At 70.0% G+C, this 17,866-nt stretch carries 12 protein-coding genes; 5 read left to right on the top strand and 7 right to left on the bottom strand.

The features are described from left to right. Positions 1-9: 9 nt before the first annotated feature. Positions 10-1,239, top strand: coding sequence for a cysteine--1-D-myo-inosityl 2-amino-2-deoxy-alpha-D-glucopyranoside ligase (gene mshC, locus QA802_RS09695; protein WP_334520051.1), 1,230 nt, complete (start codon positions 10-12; stop codon positions 1,237-1,239). A gap of 187 nt (positions 1,240-1,426) precedes the next feature. Here the strand turns inward: mshC and QA802_RS09690 are convergent, their stop codons facing one another. The 6 genes from QA802_RS09690 to QA802_RS09665 form a co-directional block, all read right to left on the bottom strand. Beyond that, on the bottom strand, positions 1,427-2,362 hold the full coding sequence (locus QA802_RS09690; RefSeq protein ID WP_334520048.1) for a PAC2 family protein: 936 nt from the start codon (positions 2,360-2,362) through the stop codon (positions 1,427-1,429). A gap of 139 nt (positions 2,363-2,501) precedes the next feature. Next, complete coding sequence (locus QA802_RS09685) at positions 2,502-3,173, bottom strand: FadR/GntR family transcriptional regulator (protein WP_319166199.1); 672 nt, start codon at positions 3,171-3,173, stop codon at positions 2,502-2,504. 186 nt (positions 3,174-3,359) lie between these two features. Beyond that, on the bottom strand, positions 3,360-4,976 hold the full coding sequence (locus QA802_RS09680; RefSeq protein WP_334520046.1) for a glycerol-3-phosphate dehydrogenase/oxidase: 1,617 nt from the start codon (positions 4,974-4,976) through the stop codon (positions 3,360-3,362). Between the two features lie 9 nt (positions 4,977-4,985). Beyond that, the gene (gene glpK, locus QA802_RS09675; protein ID WP_334520044.1) at positions 4,986-6,524 is read right to left on the bottom strand and encodes a glycerol kinase GlpK; all 1,539 of its coding nucleotides are present in this window, start codon (positions 6,522-6,524) and stop codon (positions 4,986-4,988) included. A gap of 84 nt (positions 6,525-6,608) precedes the next feature. Continuing rightward, complete coding sequence (locus QA802_RS09670) at positions 6,609-7,403, bottom strand: MIP/aquaporin family protein (protein ID WP_334520042.1); 795 nt, start codon at positions 7,401-7,403, stop codon at positions 6,609-6,611. A 456-nt stretch (positions 7,404-7,859) separates the two neighbouring features. Further along, entirely contained in the window at positions 7,860-8,624 is a 765-nt protein-coding gene (locus tag QA802_RS09665) for an IclR family transcriptional regulator (protein WP_334520040.1), read from the bottom strand. Between the two features lie 354 nt (positions 8,625-8,978). Between QA802_RS09665 and metH the strand changes: the two genes are divergently transcribed. The 4 genes from metH to QA802_RS09645 all read left to right on the top strand — a co-directional run bounded on the left by metH (position 8,979) and on the right by QA802_RS09645 (position 17,052). Next, on the top strand, positions 8,979-12,497 hold the full coding sequence (metH, locus tag QA802_RS09660; protein ID WP_334520038.1) for a methionine synthase: 3,519 nt from the start codon (positions 8,979-8,981) through the stop codon (positions 12,495-12,497). A 113-nt stretch (positions 12,498-12,610) separates the two neighbouring features. Next, positions 12,611-13,309, top strand: coding sequence for an HAD family hydrolase (locus QA802_RS09655; RefSeq protein ID WP_334520036.1), 699 nt, complete (start codon positions 12,611-12,613; stop codon positions 13,307-13,309). A gap of 474 nt (positions 13,310-13,783) precedes the next feature. After that, positions 13,784-15,391 carry an ABC transporter substrate-binding protein gene (locus QA802_RS09650; RefSeq protein ID WP_334520034.1) on the top strand — a complete coding sequence of 536 codons (1,608 nt, stop codon included), beginning with the start codon at positions 13,784-13,786 and terminating at the stop codon, positions 15,389-15,391. Between the two features lie 80 nt (positions 15,392-15,471). Further along, entirely contained in the window at positions 15,472-17,052 is a 1,581-nt protein-coding gene (locus QA802_RS09645; RefSeq protein WP_334520031.1) for an ABC transporter substrate-binding protein, read from the top strand. Positions 17,053-17,193: 141 nt separating this feature from the next. Here the strand turns inward: QA802_RS09645 and QA802_RS09640 are convergent, their stop codons facing one another. After that, a complete protein-coding gene (locus QA802_RS09640; protein ID WP_107444863.1) occupies positions 17,194-17,865 on the bottom strand; it encodes a response regulator in 672 nt (223 codons plus the stop codon). Position 17,866: the final 1 nt, after the last annotated feature.

Genomic DNA, 17,866 nt, shown 5'->3' with positions numbered 1-17,866 from the left:
GCTCATGACATGCATGCCTGGCCCGCTTCCGAGGTCCCCGCCCTGCCTGGTCAGGGCCGCGACCTGAGGATCCACGACACCGCGACCGGCGGCTTGGTCTCCCTCGCCCCCGGTCCCGTCGCCCGTATCTACGTCTGCGGCATCACTCCGTACGACGCGACCCACATGGGTCACGCGGCGACCTACAACGCGTTCGACCTCGTTCAGCGCGTGTGGCTCGACACCAAGCGGCAGGTTCACTACGTCCAGAACGTGACCGACGTCGACGATCCGCTGCTGGAGCGAGCCGAGCGCGACGGCGTCGACTGGGTCGCCCTGGCCGAGAAGGAGACGGCCCTCTTCCGCGAGGACATGACCGCCCTGCGGATGCTCCCGCCGCAGGACTACATAGGCGCCGTCGAGGCGATACCCGGCATCGTCCCGCTCGTCGAGCGCCTGAGGGACGCGGGCGCCGCCTACGAACTCGAGGGCGACGTCTACTTCTCCGTCGAGTCCGACCCGCACTTCGGCGAGGTCTCGAACCTGGACGCGGCGGCCATGCGGCTGCTGTCCGCCGAGCGCGGCGGCGACCCGGACCGCCCGGGCAAGAAGAACCCGCTCGACCCGATGCTGTGGATGGCGGCCCGCGAGGGCGAGCCCAGCTGGGACGGCGGCTCGCTCGGCCGGGGCCGCCCCGGCTGGCACATCGAGTGCGTGGCCATCGCGCTGGACCACCTCGGGATGGGCTTCGACGTGCAGGGCGGCGGCTCCGACCTCGCCTTCCCGCACCACGAGATGGGCGCCTCCCACGCCCAGGCGCTCACCGGCGAGTTCCCCATGGCCAAGGCGTACGTCCACGCCGGCATGGTCGCCCTCGACGGCGAGAAGATGTCGAAGTCACGGGGCAACCTCGTCTTCGTCTCCCGGCTGCGTCAGGACGGCGTCGACCCCGCGGCGATCCGGCTCACGCTCCTCGCCCACCACTACCGCGCCGACTGGGAGTGGACCGACCAGGTCCTCGCCGACGCCGAGGCCCGCCTCGGCCGCTGGCGCGCCGCGGTCTCCCGGCCCGACGGGCCGCCCGCCGAGGCTCTCGTCGACGAGATCCGGTCAGCCCTCGCGAACGACCTCGACGCACCCGCCGCGCTGGCCGCCGTCGACCGCTGGGCCGCGCTCCAGCAGGAGCGGGGCGGCACCGACATCGGCGCCCCCGGAGTCGTGTCGCGTGCGGTGGACGCCCTGCTGGGTGTGGCCCTGTAACCGCACCCAGGACGTCGTCACCCCCGGGGACGGCGACCGCGACCGGAACGGCGACGGAGACGGCGAAGGGGCAGGGGCGGTACGCATCGGCGCACCGCCCCTGCCCCCGCTGCACGGGCCGCCTCAGCCGGCCGAACCGATCTTCCGCCGTTCCGGCTGTTGGGCTTTTTCGGCTTTTCGGCCGGTTTCACTCCTCCGACGAATCGCCGTCGTCGGTGGGCTCCTCGCTCGGCTTCGGCGGCCGAGGGGGACGGGTCCGCTCCCCGGGGTCGGGCGGGCCGCCGCCGTCCCGCCGCCGCAGATACCGCTCGAACTCGCGGGCGATCGCCTCGCCCGACGCCTCCGGCAGCTCCGCGGTGTCCCGGGCCTCCTCCAGCGTCTGCACGTACTCGGCGACCTCGGTGTCCTCGGCCGCCAGCTGGTCCACGCCCACCTGCCAGGCACGCGCGTCCTCGGGCAGCTCGCCCAGTGGGATGCGGACGTCGATCAGGTCCTCCAGACGGTTCAGGAGGGCCAGCGTCGCCTTCGGGTTCGGCGGCTGCGAGACGTAGTGCGGCACGGCCGCCCACAGACTCACCGCGGGCACCCCGGCGTGCGTGCACGCCTCCTGGAGGACGCCGACGATGCCCGTGGGGCCCTCGTACTTGGTCTCCTCCAGGCCCATCCGCTGCGCCAGGTCCGCGTCCGACGTCGTCCCGCTGATCGGCACCGGACGGGTGTGCGGGGTGTCGCCGAGCAGCGCGCCCAGGACGACCACCAGCTCCACGCCCAACTCGTGGGCGAAGCCGAGCAGCTCGTTGCAGAACGAGCGCCAGCGCATCGACGGTTCGATACCACGTACCAGCACCAGGTCGCGGGGCTTGTCACCGCCGACCCGGACCACGGACAGTCTCGTCGTCGGCCAGGTGATCTTGCGCACGCCTGCGTCCAGCCACACCGTGGGACGGTTCACCTGGAAGTCGTAGTAGTCCTCGGCGTCCAGCGCCGCGAACACCTCGCCCTTCCACTCCCGCTCCAGATGCGCGACCGCGGTGGAGGCTGCGTCGCCGGCGTCGTTCCAGCCCTCGAACGCGGCCACCATGACCGGGTCGATCAGCTCGGGAACCCCCTCGAGCTCGATCACCCAGCGCCTCCTTCCGACGTGCCCTCGCTTGACCACCCAACCTTACGGCGTTCTGCGGGGGCGCCCGCAGCCCCCTTGCACGGGGAGTGAACGGATCACTGCCCCGTTCGCCACCCCCGAACACCCCGGAACGCGAGCTTCACAGAGTGGACCGCAGCCACTGCTCCACGCTCGCGATGTGGACCGTCGCCCACGACCTGGCCGCCTCCGCGTCCCGGTCGCGCAGGGCCGCCAGGATCGCCCGGTGCTCCCGCAGGGTGCCGGAGACGGCGTCCTCCTGGGTCAGCCCGCGCCAGATCCGGGCCCGTGTGGTGGGTCCGGACAGTCCGTCGAGCAACGAGCACAGCACCGAGTTGCCGGCGCTCTGCACGATGCCCCGGTGGAACTCCAGGTCGCCCGCGACGAGTTCCTCCACCGAGGGCTCGGCGCCGAGCTTGTCCAACTGGGCGTCCAGGGCGTCCAGCTGCTGCTCGCTGATGCGCAGGGCCGCCATCGCCGTGGCGGCCGGCTCCAGTATGCGGCGCACCGCCAGGAACTCCAGGACCGTGTCGTCGCGGTGGAAGTCGACGACGAAACTCAGCGCCTCCAGCAGCAGTTGCGGGTCGAGGCTGGTGACATAGGTGCCGTCGCCCTGGCGCACGTCCAGGATCCGGATCAGCGACAGCGCGCGCACCGCCTCCCGCAGGGAGTTGCGGGACAGCCCGAGGTCGGCGGCCAGCTCGCTCTCCTTGGGCAGCCGGTCGCCGGGGCGCAGCGCACCCGAGACGATCATGCCCTTGATCTTCTCGATCGCCTCGTCGGTGACTGCCATGACCGGCCTCCTTCTCGTCCGCGGTCCAGACATCGGATGTCTCGTCGGTCATTATGCGGCCTGAGCGGGGGACTGCCTCCACCCCTGCGAAAGGGGCGGCTCCACGAGCCGCCCCTTCCCGGCTCCGGCCCCGGTACCGAAAGGGCCGTCCCCGAGACGCCGACCCCGGTCGGGGCCGCGGACAGGTCACTTCTTGTCGAGCAGGTCCTGCACCCTGGCGCGCACGTCGTCCGTGGCGAGACCGCGGATGGTCAGCGTCGTACGGCGGCGCAGCACGTCGTCCGCCGTCTCGGCCCACTCGTTGTCGCGCGCGTAGACGACCTGCGCCCAGATCTCCGGGGCGTCCGGGTGGACGCGCGCGGCCAGCTCGGGGTTGTCGTTGGCCAGCCGAGCGATGTCGAAGGCCAGCGAGCCGTAGTGGGTCGCCAGGTGCTTCGCCGTGTCGGCGGCCATGCGCGGGCCGGGCGCCGGGTTGTCGACCAGCAGCCGGTGGGCGACCGCGCGCGGGTTGGCGACGCCGGGCAGCGGCAGCTTCTTCGGCAGCGAGGAGATCGGTTCGAAGTCGTCGCCCAGCGGGTGGCCCGGCAGCGCCTCCAGCTTCTGCATGACCGTCCGGCCGATGTGCCGGAACGTGGTCCACTTGCCGCCCGCGACGGACAGCATGCCGCCCCGGCCCTCGGTGACGACGGTCTCGCGCTTGGCCTTCGCGGTGTCGCCGGGGCCGCCCGGCAGCACCCGCAGACCGGCGAAGGCGTACGTGATCAGGTCACGGTCGAGCTGCTGGTCGCGGATGGAGAACGCGGCCTCGTCGAGTATCTGCGCGGTGTCCTTCTCGGTGACCGCCACCTCCGCCGGGTCGCCCTCGAACTCCTCGTCGGTGGTGCCGAGCAGCAGCATGTCCTCCCAGGGGAGGGCGAAGGTGATGCGGTACTTGTCGATGGGGGTGGCGAGCGCGGCCCGCCAGGGCGCGGTGCGCTTCAGGACGAGGTGCGCGCCCTTCGACAGGCGGATGGACGGCGCCGCGTCCGGGTCCTCCATCCGGCGCAGGTGGTCCACCCACGGGCCGGTCGCGTTCAGCACCAGCCGGGCGTTGACGCCGAACTCGTCGCCGCAGAGCCGGTCGCGCAGGTCCGCGCCGGTGACCCGGCCCCTGGTGAAACGCAGGCCCGACACCTCGGCGTGGTTCAGGACCACCGCGCCCGCCTCGACGGCCGCGCGGACCGTCATCAGCGCCATGCGCGCGTCGTTCATCTGGTCGTCGCCGTACACGGCCACGGCCTTGAGGTTGTCGGTGCGCAGCTCGGGCACGTCCCGCGCGGCCTTGGCCGGGGACAGGAGATGACCGACGCCGTCGCCGAACGCCGACAGCGCGGAGTAGGCGAACACGCCCGCCCCGAGCTTCGCCGCGCCGTGCGGCCCGCCCTTGTACACGGGGAGGTAGAACGTGAGCGGGTTCGCCAGGTGGGGGGCCACCTGCCGGGAGACCGCACGGCGCTCGAAGTGGTTCTCCGCCACCAGCTTCACCGCGCCGGTCTGCAGGTAGCGCAGACCGCCGTGGAGCAGCTTGGAGGAGGCGGAGGAGGTGGCGCCGGCGAAGTCGCCGGCGTCGACCAGGGCCACCCTGAGGCCGGACTGCGCGGCGTGCCAGGCGGTGGAGATGCCCAGGATGCCGCCGCCGATGACGAGGAGGTCGTACGACGCCTTGGAGAGCTGCTCCCGGGTCTCGGCGCGGCTCGGGTTGGAGCCGGACGCCGGGCGCGTCCCCAGGGCAGGCACGGACTGCAGGGTGGACTGACTGGTCATGTGGGGTTCTTACTCCTCGTCCTCGAGCCAGCCCATGGTCCGCTCGACGGCCTTGAGCCAGCTCTTGTACTCACGGTCGCGGGTCTCCGCGTCCATGCGGGGGGTCCACTCGGCGGCCCGTCGCCAGTTGGCGCGCAGGTCGTCGGTGTTGGTCCAGAAGCCGACGGCGAGGCCGGCGGCGTAGGCGGCGCCGAGGCAGGTCGTCTCGGCGACCATCGGGCGCACCACGGGCGCGTCCAGGAAGTCCGAGAGGGTCTGCATCAGCAGGTTGTTGGAGGTCATGCCGCCGTCGACCTTGAGGGCCGCGAGCTCGACGCCGGAGTCCTTCGTCATGGCGTCGGTGATCTCGCGGGTCTGCCAGGCCGTGGCCTCCAGGACGGCGCGCGCGAGGTGCGCCTTGGTGACGTACCGGGTGAGGCCGGCGATCACACCGCGGGCGTCGGAGCGCCAGTAGGGGGCGAACAGTCCGGAGAAGGCCGGCACGAAGTAGGCGCCGCCGTTGTCCTCGACGGAGAGCGCGAGCGTCTCGATCTCGGCGGCGGTGGAGATCAGGCCCATCTGGTCGCGCATCCACTGCACCAGCGAACCGGTGACGGCGATCGAGCCCTCGAGGGCGTAGACCGGCTTCTGGTCGCCGATGCGGTAGCCGACGGTGGTCAGCAGGCCGGAGTACGAGTTGATGATCTTCTCGCCGGTGTTCAGCAGCATGAACGTGCCGGTGCCGTACGTCGACTTGGCCTCGCCCTCGGCGAAGCAGGTCTGGCCGAACAGGGCCGCCTGCTGGTCGCCGAGCGCGGAGGCGACCGGGATGCCGCCGAGCAGGTCGCCGAGCCTGCCGCCGCTGACCTCGCCGTAGACCTCGGCGGAGGAGCGGATCTCGGGCAGCATCGCCAGCGGGACGCCGATGGACTCGGCGATCTTGGCGTCCCACTCCAGGGTGTGGAGGTTCATCAGCATGGTGCGGGAGGCGTTGGTGACGTCGGTGTAGTGCTTGCCGCCGTCCACGCCACCGGTCAGGTTCCAGATGACCCAGCTGTCCATGGTGCCGAAGAGGATGTCGCCCGCCTCGGCGCGCTCGCGCAGGCCCTCGACGTTGTCGAGCAGCCAGCGGGCCTTGGGGCCGGCGAAGTAGGAGGCCAGCGGCAGGCCCGTCTCCCGGCGGAAGCGGTCCTGGCCGACGTTGCGGCCGAGCTCACGGCAGAGGGCGTCGGTGCGGGTGTCCTGCCAGACGATGGCGTTGTGGACGGGCCGGCCGGTGTTCTTGTCCCACAGCAGCGTGGTCTCACGCTGGTTGGTGATGCCGATGGCCTTGATGTCGTCACGGGTGATGCCGGCCTTGTCGATGGCTCCGGCGACGACTTCCTGGACGTTGGTCCAGATCTCGTCGGCGTCGTGCTCGACCCAGCCCGGCTTCGGGAAGATCTGCTCGTGTTCCTTCTGGTCGACGGAGACGATCCGGCCGTCCCGGTCGAAGACGATGCAGCGCGAGGAGGTGGTCCCCTGGTCGATGGCGGCGATGAAGGGGCCGGCGGTGTGCGCGTCGGTCACTGAGTGCTCCTGGGGTTTGCGTGGACAAGAGGCTGTCTGTACGGCGCTGCCGAGTACGCGGTGCAGCTGGTGCAGCTGGTGCTCTTAAGCAAAGGCGACGTTGTAGATGCCTGCGGCGATCGCACCGCCGATCAGCGGACCGGCCACCGGGATCCAGGCGTAGCTCCAGTCGGAGCCGCCCTTGTTGGGCAGGGGCAGGAGGGCATGCACGATGCGCGGACCGAGGTCGCGGGCCGGGTTGATCGCGTAGCCGGTGGGGCCGCCGAGAGAGAGGCCGATCGACACCACGACGAGCGCGGTGATCAGCGCGCCGAGGTTCCCGAGGCCGTTGCCCTTGTCGTTCAGGCCCTGCGTGAGGACGGCGAGGACAAGCACGATCGTGCCGATGATCTCCGTGGCCAGGTTCTGCCAGACGACGCGGACCTCCGGGCCGGTGGAGAAGACGCCCAGGACGGGGCCCGCGCCCGGCTCCTGCGCCTCTACGGCCTTGCCCTCGGTCGACTGCGCGTCCGGACCGCCGACTATGTCCCTGTCGGTGAGGTGCGCGTGGAACTGGCCGTAGTAGGCGATCCAGACCAGGGTGGCGCCGATCGCGGCGCCGAGCAGCTGTCCGGCCCAGTAGACCGGAACGTTGCTCCAGTCGTCGTCCTTGATCGCGAGTGCGAGGGTGACCGCCGGGTTGAGGTGGGCGCCGGAGAGGGGCGCCGAGGTGTAGACGGCCGTCAGAACGGCGAAACCCCACCCGAAGGTGATGGCGAGCCAGCCGGCGTTGCGGGCCTTGGAGGCCTTCAGCGTCACGGCGGCGCAGACGCCGCCGCCGAGCAGGATGAGTATGGCGGTACCGATGGTCTCGCCGATGAAGATGTCGGAGCTGGACACCCGCGACTCCTTTGTCCTTCGTCCAGGGAAGCCGAACCCCGGGTCCCGCCGGGGGTTCGAGCGCCCTCGGGGGTGAGAGCGATGCCGGCCTTTGGCGTTGTCACACCTTAGCGCGTATTGCCGTCAGGTGTTCGACAATGTCGACCGATGGACGGGAGTCTTGCCCGGCGGTCAGGTGTGCGTCAAGGGTGCTGTTATTGAAAACGCGATCGTTATTGATCGATGCGAGTCGCCGACGAGTCGTCGATGAGTCGTCGATCTTCGCGTGGGTGCGCACACACTCGCCCCCGATGTCCGCTTCAGGCGCTCGGGACGGCTTTCGCGTAGGACAGGGCAGGGGCTGTGCAGGGGGAGGGGCGGGCACCGGGGCTGGGGCACGGCACGGGCCGGAACGCCGTCCGACGTCCCGGCCGGGTCTTGCCGGTGTCCGTTGAGGAGCGGCGGCCGCGAAACGGCTCAGAAACGCCCGCCGCCAAGGTCCCGCGACACCGCGCGGGCACAGTCGCGCACCGCGGCGATCAGCTCCGGACGCAGCTCGCCGTCCCGGGCCAGCCGCTCTACGGCGCCGGTCACGCCGACCGCGCCGACGGGCATGCGCCGCCGGTCGTGGATGGGCGCGGCGATCGACGCGACGCCCTCCCAGGTCTCCTCCACGTCCGCCGCGTACCCGCGCGCGCGGGTCATGTCGAGGATGTGCTCGAACATCTCCGCGTCGCACACCGTGCGGTCCGTGTAGGGCTTGCGCTCGGCTTCCAGGGCCTCGCTGTGCGCGACCGGGTCGTAGGCCGACAGCACCTTGCCCAGAGCCGTGGAGTGCAACGGCTGCATCGCCCCGATCTCCAGCACCTGCCGGCTGTCGTCCGGCCGGAAGACGTGGTGCACGATCAGCACGCCCTGCTGATGCAGCACCCCCAGGTGCACGCTCTCGCCGCTGGAGCGGGCGAGGTCGTCCGTCCAGACCAGGGCACGCGCGCGTAGCTCGTGCACGTCCAGATAGGTGGTGCCCAGACGCAGCAGCTCCGCGCCCAGCTGATAGCGACCGGACGCGTCGTCCTGCTCGACGAAGCCCTCCTGCTGGAGGGTGCGCAGGATGCCGTGGGCGGTGCCCTTGGCCAAACCCGTGGACGAGGCGATGTCCGACAGGCCGAGCCGCCGCTCGCCGCCCGCGAGCAGCCGCAGCATCGCGGCCGCACGTTCGACCGACTGGATGTTCCGCGCCATCGCCCTCCTGCCTCCGTCCCCATCGGACCGCCTGTAGGCGGCATCCACTGCCACCGTTCGGCAATGTCGAACACTACCGGTCCATGCCGACCTCCCGCCAATGGTCGGTCGACACGTGTTCCGCCGTCCGTCCCCCGGAAGCAGCAAGGCCGTCGCACGGCCGTGACCCCCGCCGAACCCCCCGTGGCAGGGCCCCCGCCCCGCCGCCTCACCCGTCCGCCCCGTGGACGCCCCTGACCATAAGGCCTCCGTCCCGGCTACCCTGACGGCGTGCGCGCTCCTCGGGAAGTCCCAGCTCCACGCATCCCGGGATGGCGCAAAGCCGACAGCCGTCGCATCTGAGGGAGCCCTTTCATGGCCTCTGTGCCGCCGACCCCTTCCGCCGACAGCCGGACCCGTGTGTCCGCGCTCCGAGAGGCCCTGGCCACCCGTGTCGTGGTGGCCGACGGAGCCATGGGCACCATGCTCCAGGCCCAGGAGCCCACCCTCGCGGACTTCGAGGACCTCGAGGGCTGCAACGAGGTCCTCAACATCACCCGCCCCGACATCGTCCGCTCCGTGCACGAGGAGTACTTCGCCGTCGGCGTGGACTGCGTCGAGACCAACACCTTCGGCGCGAACCACTCCGCCATGGCCGAGTACGACATCGCCGAGCGGGTGCACGAACTGTCCGAAGCCGGCGCCCGCATCGCCCGCGAGACCGCCGACGCCTTCGCCGCCCGCGACGGACGCACCCGCTGGGTTCTCGGCTCGATCGGCCCCGGCACCAAACTGCCCACTCTCGGCCACATCGGCTATGGCACCCTTCGCGACGGCTTCCAGGCCAACGCCGAAGGCCTGCTCGCCGGCGGCGCCGACGCCCTGATCGTCGAGACCACCCAGGACCTCCTCCAGACGAAGTCGTCGATCCTCGGCGCCAAGCGCGCGATGGAGGCGACCGGCGCCGACGTGCCCCTGCTGGTCTCCATGGCGTTCGAGACGACCGGCACCATGCTGCTCGGCTCCGAGATCGGCGCCGCGCTCACCGCGCTGGAACCGCTCGGCATCGACATGATCGGCCTGAACTGCTCCACCGGCCCCGCCGAGATGAGCGAACACCTGCGCTACCTCGCCCGGCACTCCCGCACCCCGCTGCTGTGCATGCCGAACGCCGGACTGCCGATCCTCACCAAGGACGGCGCCCACTTCCCGCTCGACGCCGAAGGCCTGGCCGACGCCCAGGAGAACTTCGTCCGCGACTACGGGCTGAACCTCATCGGCGGCTGCTGCGGCACCACCCCCGAGCACCTGCGCCAGGTCGTCGAACGCGTCCACGGCCTCGAGCCCGCCGAACGCAGCCCCCGCCCCGAGCCCGGCGCCGCCTCCCTCTACCAGACCGTCCCCTTCCGCCAGGACACCTCCTACCTGGCGATCGGCGAGCGCACCAACGCCAACGGATCCAAGAAGTTCCGCGAGGCCATGCTGGCCGGCCGCTGGGACGACTGCGTGGAGATGGCCCGCGAGCAGATCCGTGAGGGTGCACACCTGCTCGACCTGTGCGTGGACTACGTCGGCCGTGACGGCGTCGCCGACATGGAGGAACTCGCCGGCCGCTTCGCCACCGCCTCCACCCTGCCGATCGTCCTGGACTCCACCGAGGTCGACGTGATCCGGGCCGGCCTGGAGAAGCTCGGCGGCCGCGCGGTGATCAACTCTGTCAACTACGAGGACGGCGACGGCCCCGAGTCCCGCTTCGCCAAGGTCACCAAGCTGGCCCAGGAGCACGGCGCGGCGCTGATCGCGCTGACCATCGACGAGGTGGGCCAGGCCCGCACCCCCGAGAAGAAGGTCGAGATCGCCGAACGGCTCATCGCAGACCTCACCGGCAACTGGGGCATCCTCGAGTCGGACATCCTCATCGACACCCTGACCTTCACCATCTGCACCGGCCAGGAGGAGTCCCGGGGCGACGGCGTCGCCACCATCGAGGCGATCCGTGAACTCAAGCGCCGTCACCCCGACGTGCAGACCACCCTCGGCCTGTCGAACATCTCCTTCGGCCTCAACCCGGCCGCCCGTATCCTTCTGAACTCCGTCTTCCTCGACGAGTGCGTCAAGGCGGGCCTGGACTCCGCGATCGTCCACGCCTCCAAGATCCTGCCCATCGCCCGCTTCAGCGAGGAGGAGGTGCAGACCGCCCTCGACCTGATCCACGACCGGCGCGCCGAGGGCTACGACCCCCTCCAAAAGCTCATGCAGCTCTTCGAGGGCGCCACCGCCAAGTCCCTCAAGGCCGGCCGGGCCGAGGAACTCGCCGCGCTCCCCCTGGAAGAACGCCTCAAGCGGCGCATCATCGACGGCGAGCGCAACGGCCTCGAGACGGACCTCGACGAGGCACTGCTCACCCGGCCGGCCCTGGAGATCGTCAACGACACCCTGCTGGACGGCATGAAGGTCGTCGGCGAGCTGTTCGGCTCCGGCCAGATGCAGCTGCCGTTCGTCCTGCAGTCCGCCGAGGTCATGAAGGCGGCCGTGGCCCACCTCGAGCCGCACATGGAGAAGTCCGACGACGACGGCAAGGGCACCATCGTCCTCGCCACCGTCCGCGGCGACGTCCACGACATCGGCAAGAACCTCGTCGACATCATCCTGTCCAACAACGGCTACAACGTCGTCAACCTCGGCATCAAACAGCCGGTCTCCGCGATCCTCGACGCCGCCGCCGAACACCGCGCCGACGTCATCGGCATGTCCGGCCTGCTGGTCAAATCCACGGTGATCATGAAGGAGAACCTCGAGGAGCTCAACCAACGCGGACTCGCGGCGGACTACCCCGTCATCCTCGGCGGCGCCGCCCTCACCCGGGCCTACGTCGAGCAGGACCTGCACGAGATCTACGGGGGCGAGGTCCGCTACGCCCGCGACGCCTTCGAGGGCCTGCGCCTCATGGACGCCCTGATCGGCGTCAAGCGGGGCGTGCCCGGCGCGAAACTGCCCGAACTCAGGCAACGCCGGGTACGCGCGAGCGCCGCCCCCGTCGAGGTCGAGGAGCACCCCGAGGAAGGCCACGTCCGCTCCGACGTCGCCACCGACAACCCCGTGCCCAAGCCGCCCTTCGAGGGCACCCGCGTCATCAAGGGCATCCAGCTCAAGGAGTACGCCTCCTGGCTGGACGAAGGCGCCCTCTTCAAGGGCCAGTGGGGCCTCAAGCAGGCCCGCACCGGCGACGGGCCGACCTACGAGGAACTCGTCGAGACCGAGGGCCGGCCCCGGCTGCGCGGCCTGCTCGACAAGCTGCAGACCGACAACCTCCTCGAGGCCGCCGTCGTCTACGGCTACTTCCCCTGCGTCTCCAAGGACGACGACCTGATCATCCTGGACGAACAGGGCAACGAACGCACCCGCTTCACCTTCCCCCGCCAGCGCCGCGGCCGCCGCCTCTGCCTGGCCGACTTCTTCCGCCCGGAGGAGTCGGGGGAGACCGACGTGGTCGGCCTCCAGGTCGTCACCGTCGGCTCGCGCATCGGCGAGGAGACGGCCAAGCTGTTCGCGTCGAACTCCTACCGCGACTACCTCGAACTGCACGGCCTGTCCGTGCAACTGGCCGAGGCCCTCGCCGAGTACTGGCACGCGCGCGTGCGCTCCGAACTCGGCTTCGCCGGCGAGGACCCCGCCGACGTCGAGGACATGTTCGCCCTGAAGTACCGCGGCGCCCGCTTCTCCCTCGGCTACGGCGCCTGCCCCGACCTGGAGGACCGCGCCAAGATCGCCGAGCTGCTCCAGCCCGAGCGGATCGGCGTCCACCTGTCCGAGGAGTTCCAGCTCCACCCCGAGCAGTCCACGGACGCCATCGTGATCCACCACCCCGAGGCGAAGTACTTCAACGCCCGGTGACGTGAGCGTGCCGCCCGGCGCACTGATCCGATAAGTCGTACACTGGTCGGTCCACTGCAGGCCGGTTCCCCACAGCGGGAACCGGCCTGCTCGTCCCTCAAGGAGGTACGCGGATGACCAGTACGGTTCCCGCGCCAGTGACCCGCACGGCCGAGGGCTCCGCCCTGCAGGCCGTGCTCCTCGACATGGACGGCACCCTGGTGGACACCGAGGGCTTCTGGTGGGACGTCGAGGTCGAGGTCTTCGCCGCACTCGGACACACCCTCGACGACTCCTGGCGCCATGTCGTGGTCGGCGGCCCGATGAGCCGGAGCACCGGGTTCCTGATCGAGGCCACCGGAGCCGACGTCACCGTCGGCGAACTCACCGGCCTGCTCAACCAGGGGTTCGAGGACCGCATCACCCGCGCCCTGCCGCTGATGCCGGGAGCGGCCCGGCTGCTCGCCGAGCTGACCGAGCACGAGGTGCCCACCGCCCTCGTCTCCGCCTCCCACCGGCGCATCATCGACCGCGTCATCGCCTCGCTCGGCGTCGAGCACTTCCGCCTCAGCGTCGCCGGCGACGAGGTCGCCCACACCAAGCCGCACCCCGACCCCTACCTGCTCGCCGCCGCCGGACTCGGCGTGGACCCCACGCGATGCGCGGTCGTCGAGGACACCGCGACGGGTGTCGCCTCGGCCGAGGCGGCGGGCTGCCACGTGGTCGCGGTGCCGTCCGTGGCGCCCATCGCCCCCGCGGCACGACGCACCGTCGTCTCCTCGCTCGAACAGGTCGACCTGTCTTTTCTGCGCGGCCTGATGCCGCTCAACTGATCACTGCGACGACCATTCGTGATCGGCCGATGACGGAAATGCAGCGGCCTTCACCCAGCGTGCACCGCCGATAACCAAGAATTCGGCGGATGTGCGCCACACGCAATTCGGATCTTCACCGGAAGCTCCGCGACGGCTGAATTCCACCTGCCCCGAACCCCGCCAGGCTGTGACGTTCCCCACCCGAACGGGGCTCGACAGATGACTCTCCGTATGCATCACGGCCGCGCCTGAGGGGCCCTCGGGCGTCCTTGTGTCCCGATTGGTAAGCGGCTGTACGAATCCTTCCGTAGACGGCTGCTCAGTGCGTCCACAGCCGGTTTCGCTGCGTGATGGGCTTTCAACTCCGGTGGCTGCGAACCCTCCTGCCGACGCCGACTAATCTCGTCGCGAGAACATCGCCTTCCCCCGTGATCCGCAGCGCCACCCCTGCATGCCGGATACACGGACCGACAGCTCTGGAGAAACTCGAGCATGAACCGCAAGACTTTGGTGCTGCCGGCCGTGGTCAGTCTGCTCGCGCCCGTGCTCGCCGCCTGCGGAGGGTCCGGCAGCGGCAGCGGCAGCGGCGACGCCATCGTCGTGGGCACCACCGACCGGTTCACCGTCACCAAGGAAGCCCCGGCCCCGCTCGACCCGGCCTACTCCTACGACGTCGGCACCTGGAACATCCTGCGCCAGACCGTGCAGACCCTGATGATCCAGCCCAAGGGTGACGGCGACCCCGTCCCCGAGGCCGCCGAGAGCTGCGGCTTCACCGACACCGGCAACGAACGCTACGCCTGCAAGCTGCGCAGCGGCCTGAAGTTCGCCGACGGCGACGACGTCACGGCCGACGACGTCAAGTTCTCCATCGAGCGCGCCCGTGCCATCAAGGCCGACTCCGGCGTGTTCGCCCTGCTGTCCACCATCGACACCATCGAAACGCAGGGCGACAACGAAGTCATCTTCCACCTCAAGACCGCCGACGCCACCTTCCCCTTCAAGCTGTCGACCCCGGTCGCCGGCATCGTCAACCCCGACGACTACGACAAGGGCAAGCTGCGCGACGGCTTCGCGGTCGACGGATCCGGCCCCTACGTCCTCAAGGCCGACACCGACGGCGACGAGATGACCAAGGCCGTGTTCACCAAGAACCCCCACTACAAGGGGACGCTGAAGGTGAACAACGACGAGGTCGACATGGTGTCCTACAAGGACGCCGACGCCATGGGCACCGCCCTCGAAAAGGGCGACATCGACCTCATGACCCGCACCATGTCGCCGGAGCAGATCAAGAAGCTCTCCGAGGCACCCGCCGGCGGAGACATCGACCTGGTCGAACTGAACGGCCTCGAGATCCGCTACCTCGCGTTCAACACCACGGACCCGGCCGTCAAGTCCAAGGCCGTCCGCCAGGCCATGGCCCAGATCATCAACCGCGGCGAGTTGGTGTCCAAGGTGTACGGCTCCCAGGCCGAACCCCTCTACTCGCTCGTCCCGGCCGGCCTCACCGGTCACTCCAACTCGTTCGTCAACACCTACGGCGATCCCAACGTCGGCAAGGCCAAGGCCCTGCTGGCCGACGCGGACATCACCAAGCCGGTGAAGGTGACGCTGAACTACACGACCGACCACTACGGTCCGGCCACCAAGCAGGAGTTCGAGGTGCTGCAGAAGCAGCTCAACGACAGCGGCCTGTTCGACGTCACCATCAAGGGCACCGCCTGGGACGCCTTCGTCCCGGCCGAACGCAAGGGCGAGTACGCCGTCTGGGGCATGGGCTGGTTCCCCGACTTCCCCGACGCCGACAACTTCGTCGCCCCGTTCCTCGACAAGGACAACTTCCTCAAGTCGCCGTACAGCAACAGCGACATCATCGACACCCTGATCCCGTCCTCCCGCCGCGAGGCCGACCGCCAGAACGCCACCAAGAGCCTGACGGAGATCCAGGACGTCGTCGCCAAGGACGTCCCGATCCTGCCGCTGTGGCAGGGCAAGCAGTACGTCGCCGCCGACAACGACGTCACGGGCACGGCGTACGCGCTGAACTCCTCCGCGACCCTGCAGCTGTGGGAGCTCGGCCGCGGCGCGAGCAGCTGACGAGCCCCCTGTCCCATGCCCCCTGCCCGGGGCCCGGACCGGGGCTCCGGCGCGACGAGAACACGACGACAAGGCACTACGTGAACCTGCGCAACCAAAGGCCAGTCCTGCCGATCATGACGGGGCTGGCCTTAGGCCTGCTGACCGGCTGCGGCACCCAGGGCGGGGGCGCGGGGGGCGACGCCTCCGCGGTGGTCCTCGGCATGTCCGACGAGGTCCTGGCCACGGACCCCGCCTCCGGCTACGACCCCGGCTCCTGGCTGCTGTTCAACAACGTCTTCCAGTCACTGCTGAGCTTCCCCAAGGGCGCCACCGAACCCGAACCCGACGCCGCCCGCGAGTGCCGTTTCACCGACACCCGGACCCAGGTCTACAGCTGCACCCTGAAGGACGACCTGAAGTTCAGCAACGGCGACCCGCTCACCTCGAAGGACGTCAAGTTCTCCTTCGACCGCATGCTGAAGATCAACGACGCCGCCGGACCGGCGATCATGTTCTCCACGCTCGACGCGATCGAGACACCCGACGCCAAAACCGTCGTCTTCAAGCTCAAGACCCCCGACGCCACCTTCCCCAGCAAGATCGCCTCGGGCGCCGGCTCCATCGTCGACCACCGGCAGTACGACACCGACGGCCTGCGCGAGGACGGCGAAGCCGTCGGCTCCGGCCCCTACACGCTCGACTCCTTCAGCGACGACGAAGCCGTCTTCTCCGTCAACGACCACTACCGGGGCACCGCCGGCGACGCCCGGAACACCGGCGTCACCCTCAAGTTCTTCAGCGGTGACCAGAAGGCCCTCAAGAAGGCCCTGCTCGACGGCGACGTCGACATCGCCTACCGGGGCCTGACCGCCGCCGACATCGCCGACATCCAGCAGAGCACCGACGCCCGCGCCGAGGTCGTCGAGGGCAGCAGCGCGGAAGTCCAGCACCTCGTCTTCAACATGGACGACCCCGTCGCCGGAAAGCTCGGCGTCCGGCGGGCCATCGCCCACCTCATCGACCGCGAAGCACTCATCAAGAACGTCTACCAGGGCACCGCCGACCCGCTCTACTCGATCATCCCGGCAGGCATCGCGGGCCACAACACCGCCTTCTTCGACCGCTACGGCGCCCGGCCCTCCCGCACCGACGCCGCCGCCGCACTCGCCGCGGACGGCATCACCGACAAGGTGCGGCTCACCCTCTGGTCGACCCCGTCCCGCTACGGCCCGTCCACCGACCAGGAACTCAAGGCCGTCGCGGCCCAGCTCAACGCCAGCGGCCTGTTCGACGCCGACGTCGAGTCCGTGGCCTTCGGCCAGTACGAGAAGGACATCGCCGCCGGCAAGTACGGCGTCTACGTCAAGGGCTGGGTGCCCGACTACCCGGACGCCGACAACTTCACCTCGCCCTTCTTCGGCGAGGACAACGTGCTGAGCAACCACTACACCGACGAGACGATCACCGGGACGCTCATCCCGCGCACCGCCGCACAGAGCGACCGCGGCGCCACCGACACCGACTACGGCCGACTGCAGAACATCGTCGCCGCACAGGTCCCCCTCCTGCCCGTCTGGCAGGGCAAGCAGTACGCCGTCGTCGGAGAGAACGTCTACGGCCTGCAGAACTGCCTGGACGCCTCCACCGTGTTCCGCTTCTGGGAACTCAGCAAGAGCTGAGCCCCCGCGCACCGAGCCCCGCGCACGACGAGTCCGCGCACGACAGCGAAGGGCGCCCCGGAGGTGGGACGCCCTTCGCCGTTGTACCCGTGCAACGCCGCCGGACCCGTACACCGCGGGCTCCGGCCGGCTCCCGCGCGCCTACTGGGCGCCCGGACGCACCAGACCGCTCTCATACGCGTACACCGCGGCCTGCACCCGGTCCCGCAGCCCCAGCTTCGTCAGCACATGCCCGACATGCGTCTTCACCGTCGTCTCGCTCACGAACAGATCGGCGGCGATCTCGGCGTTCGACAACCCGCGCGCCACCAGCTTCAGCACCTCCACCTCCCGGTCGGTCAGCGTGTGCAGCGTGTCCGGCACCGGCTCCTCGCCCGACGGCAGATGCGTGGCGTACTTGTCGAGCAGCCGACGCGTGATGCTCGGCGCCAGCATGGCCTCACCGGAAGCCACCACCCGGATCGCCTGCACCAGCTCATTGGCCGGGGCGTCCTTCAACAGGAACCCGCTGGCCCCCGCCCGCAGCGCCTCCACCACGTACTCGTCCAGATCGAACGTGGTCAGCACCAGCACCTTCGCCGGACCGTCCCGCCCCGGACCGGTGATCTGCCGGGTCGCCTCCACCCCGTCCATCCGCGGCATGCGGATGTCCATCAGCACCACATCGGGCTGCAACGCCCGCACCTGGTCGATGGCCTGCAGGCCGTCTCCGGCCTCGCCGACGACCGCGATGTCCTGCTCGGCCTCCAGAATCATCCGGAAGCCCGTGCGCAACAGCGGCTGGTCGTCGACCAGTAGGACGCGGATGGCCACG

It is taken from the genome of Streptomyces sp. B21-105 (assembly GCF_036898465.1).
Classification (GTDB): Bacteria; Actinomycetota; Actinomycetes; order Streptomycetales; family Streptomycetaceae; genus Streptomyces.
The sequence above is the reverse complement of the archived record's forward strand: the minus strand, read 5'-3'. Positions and strand labels throughout refer to the sequence as shown.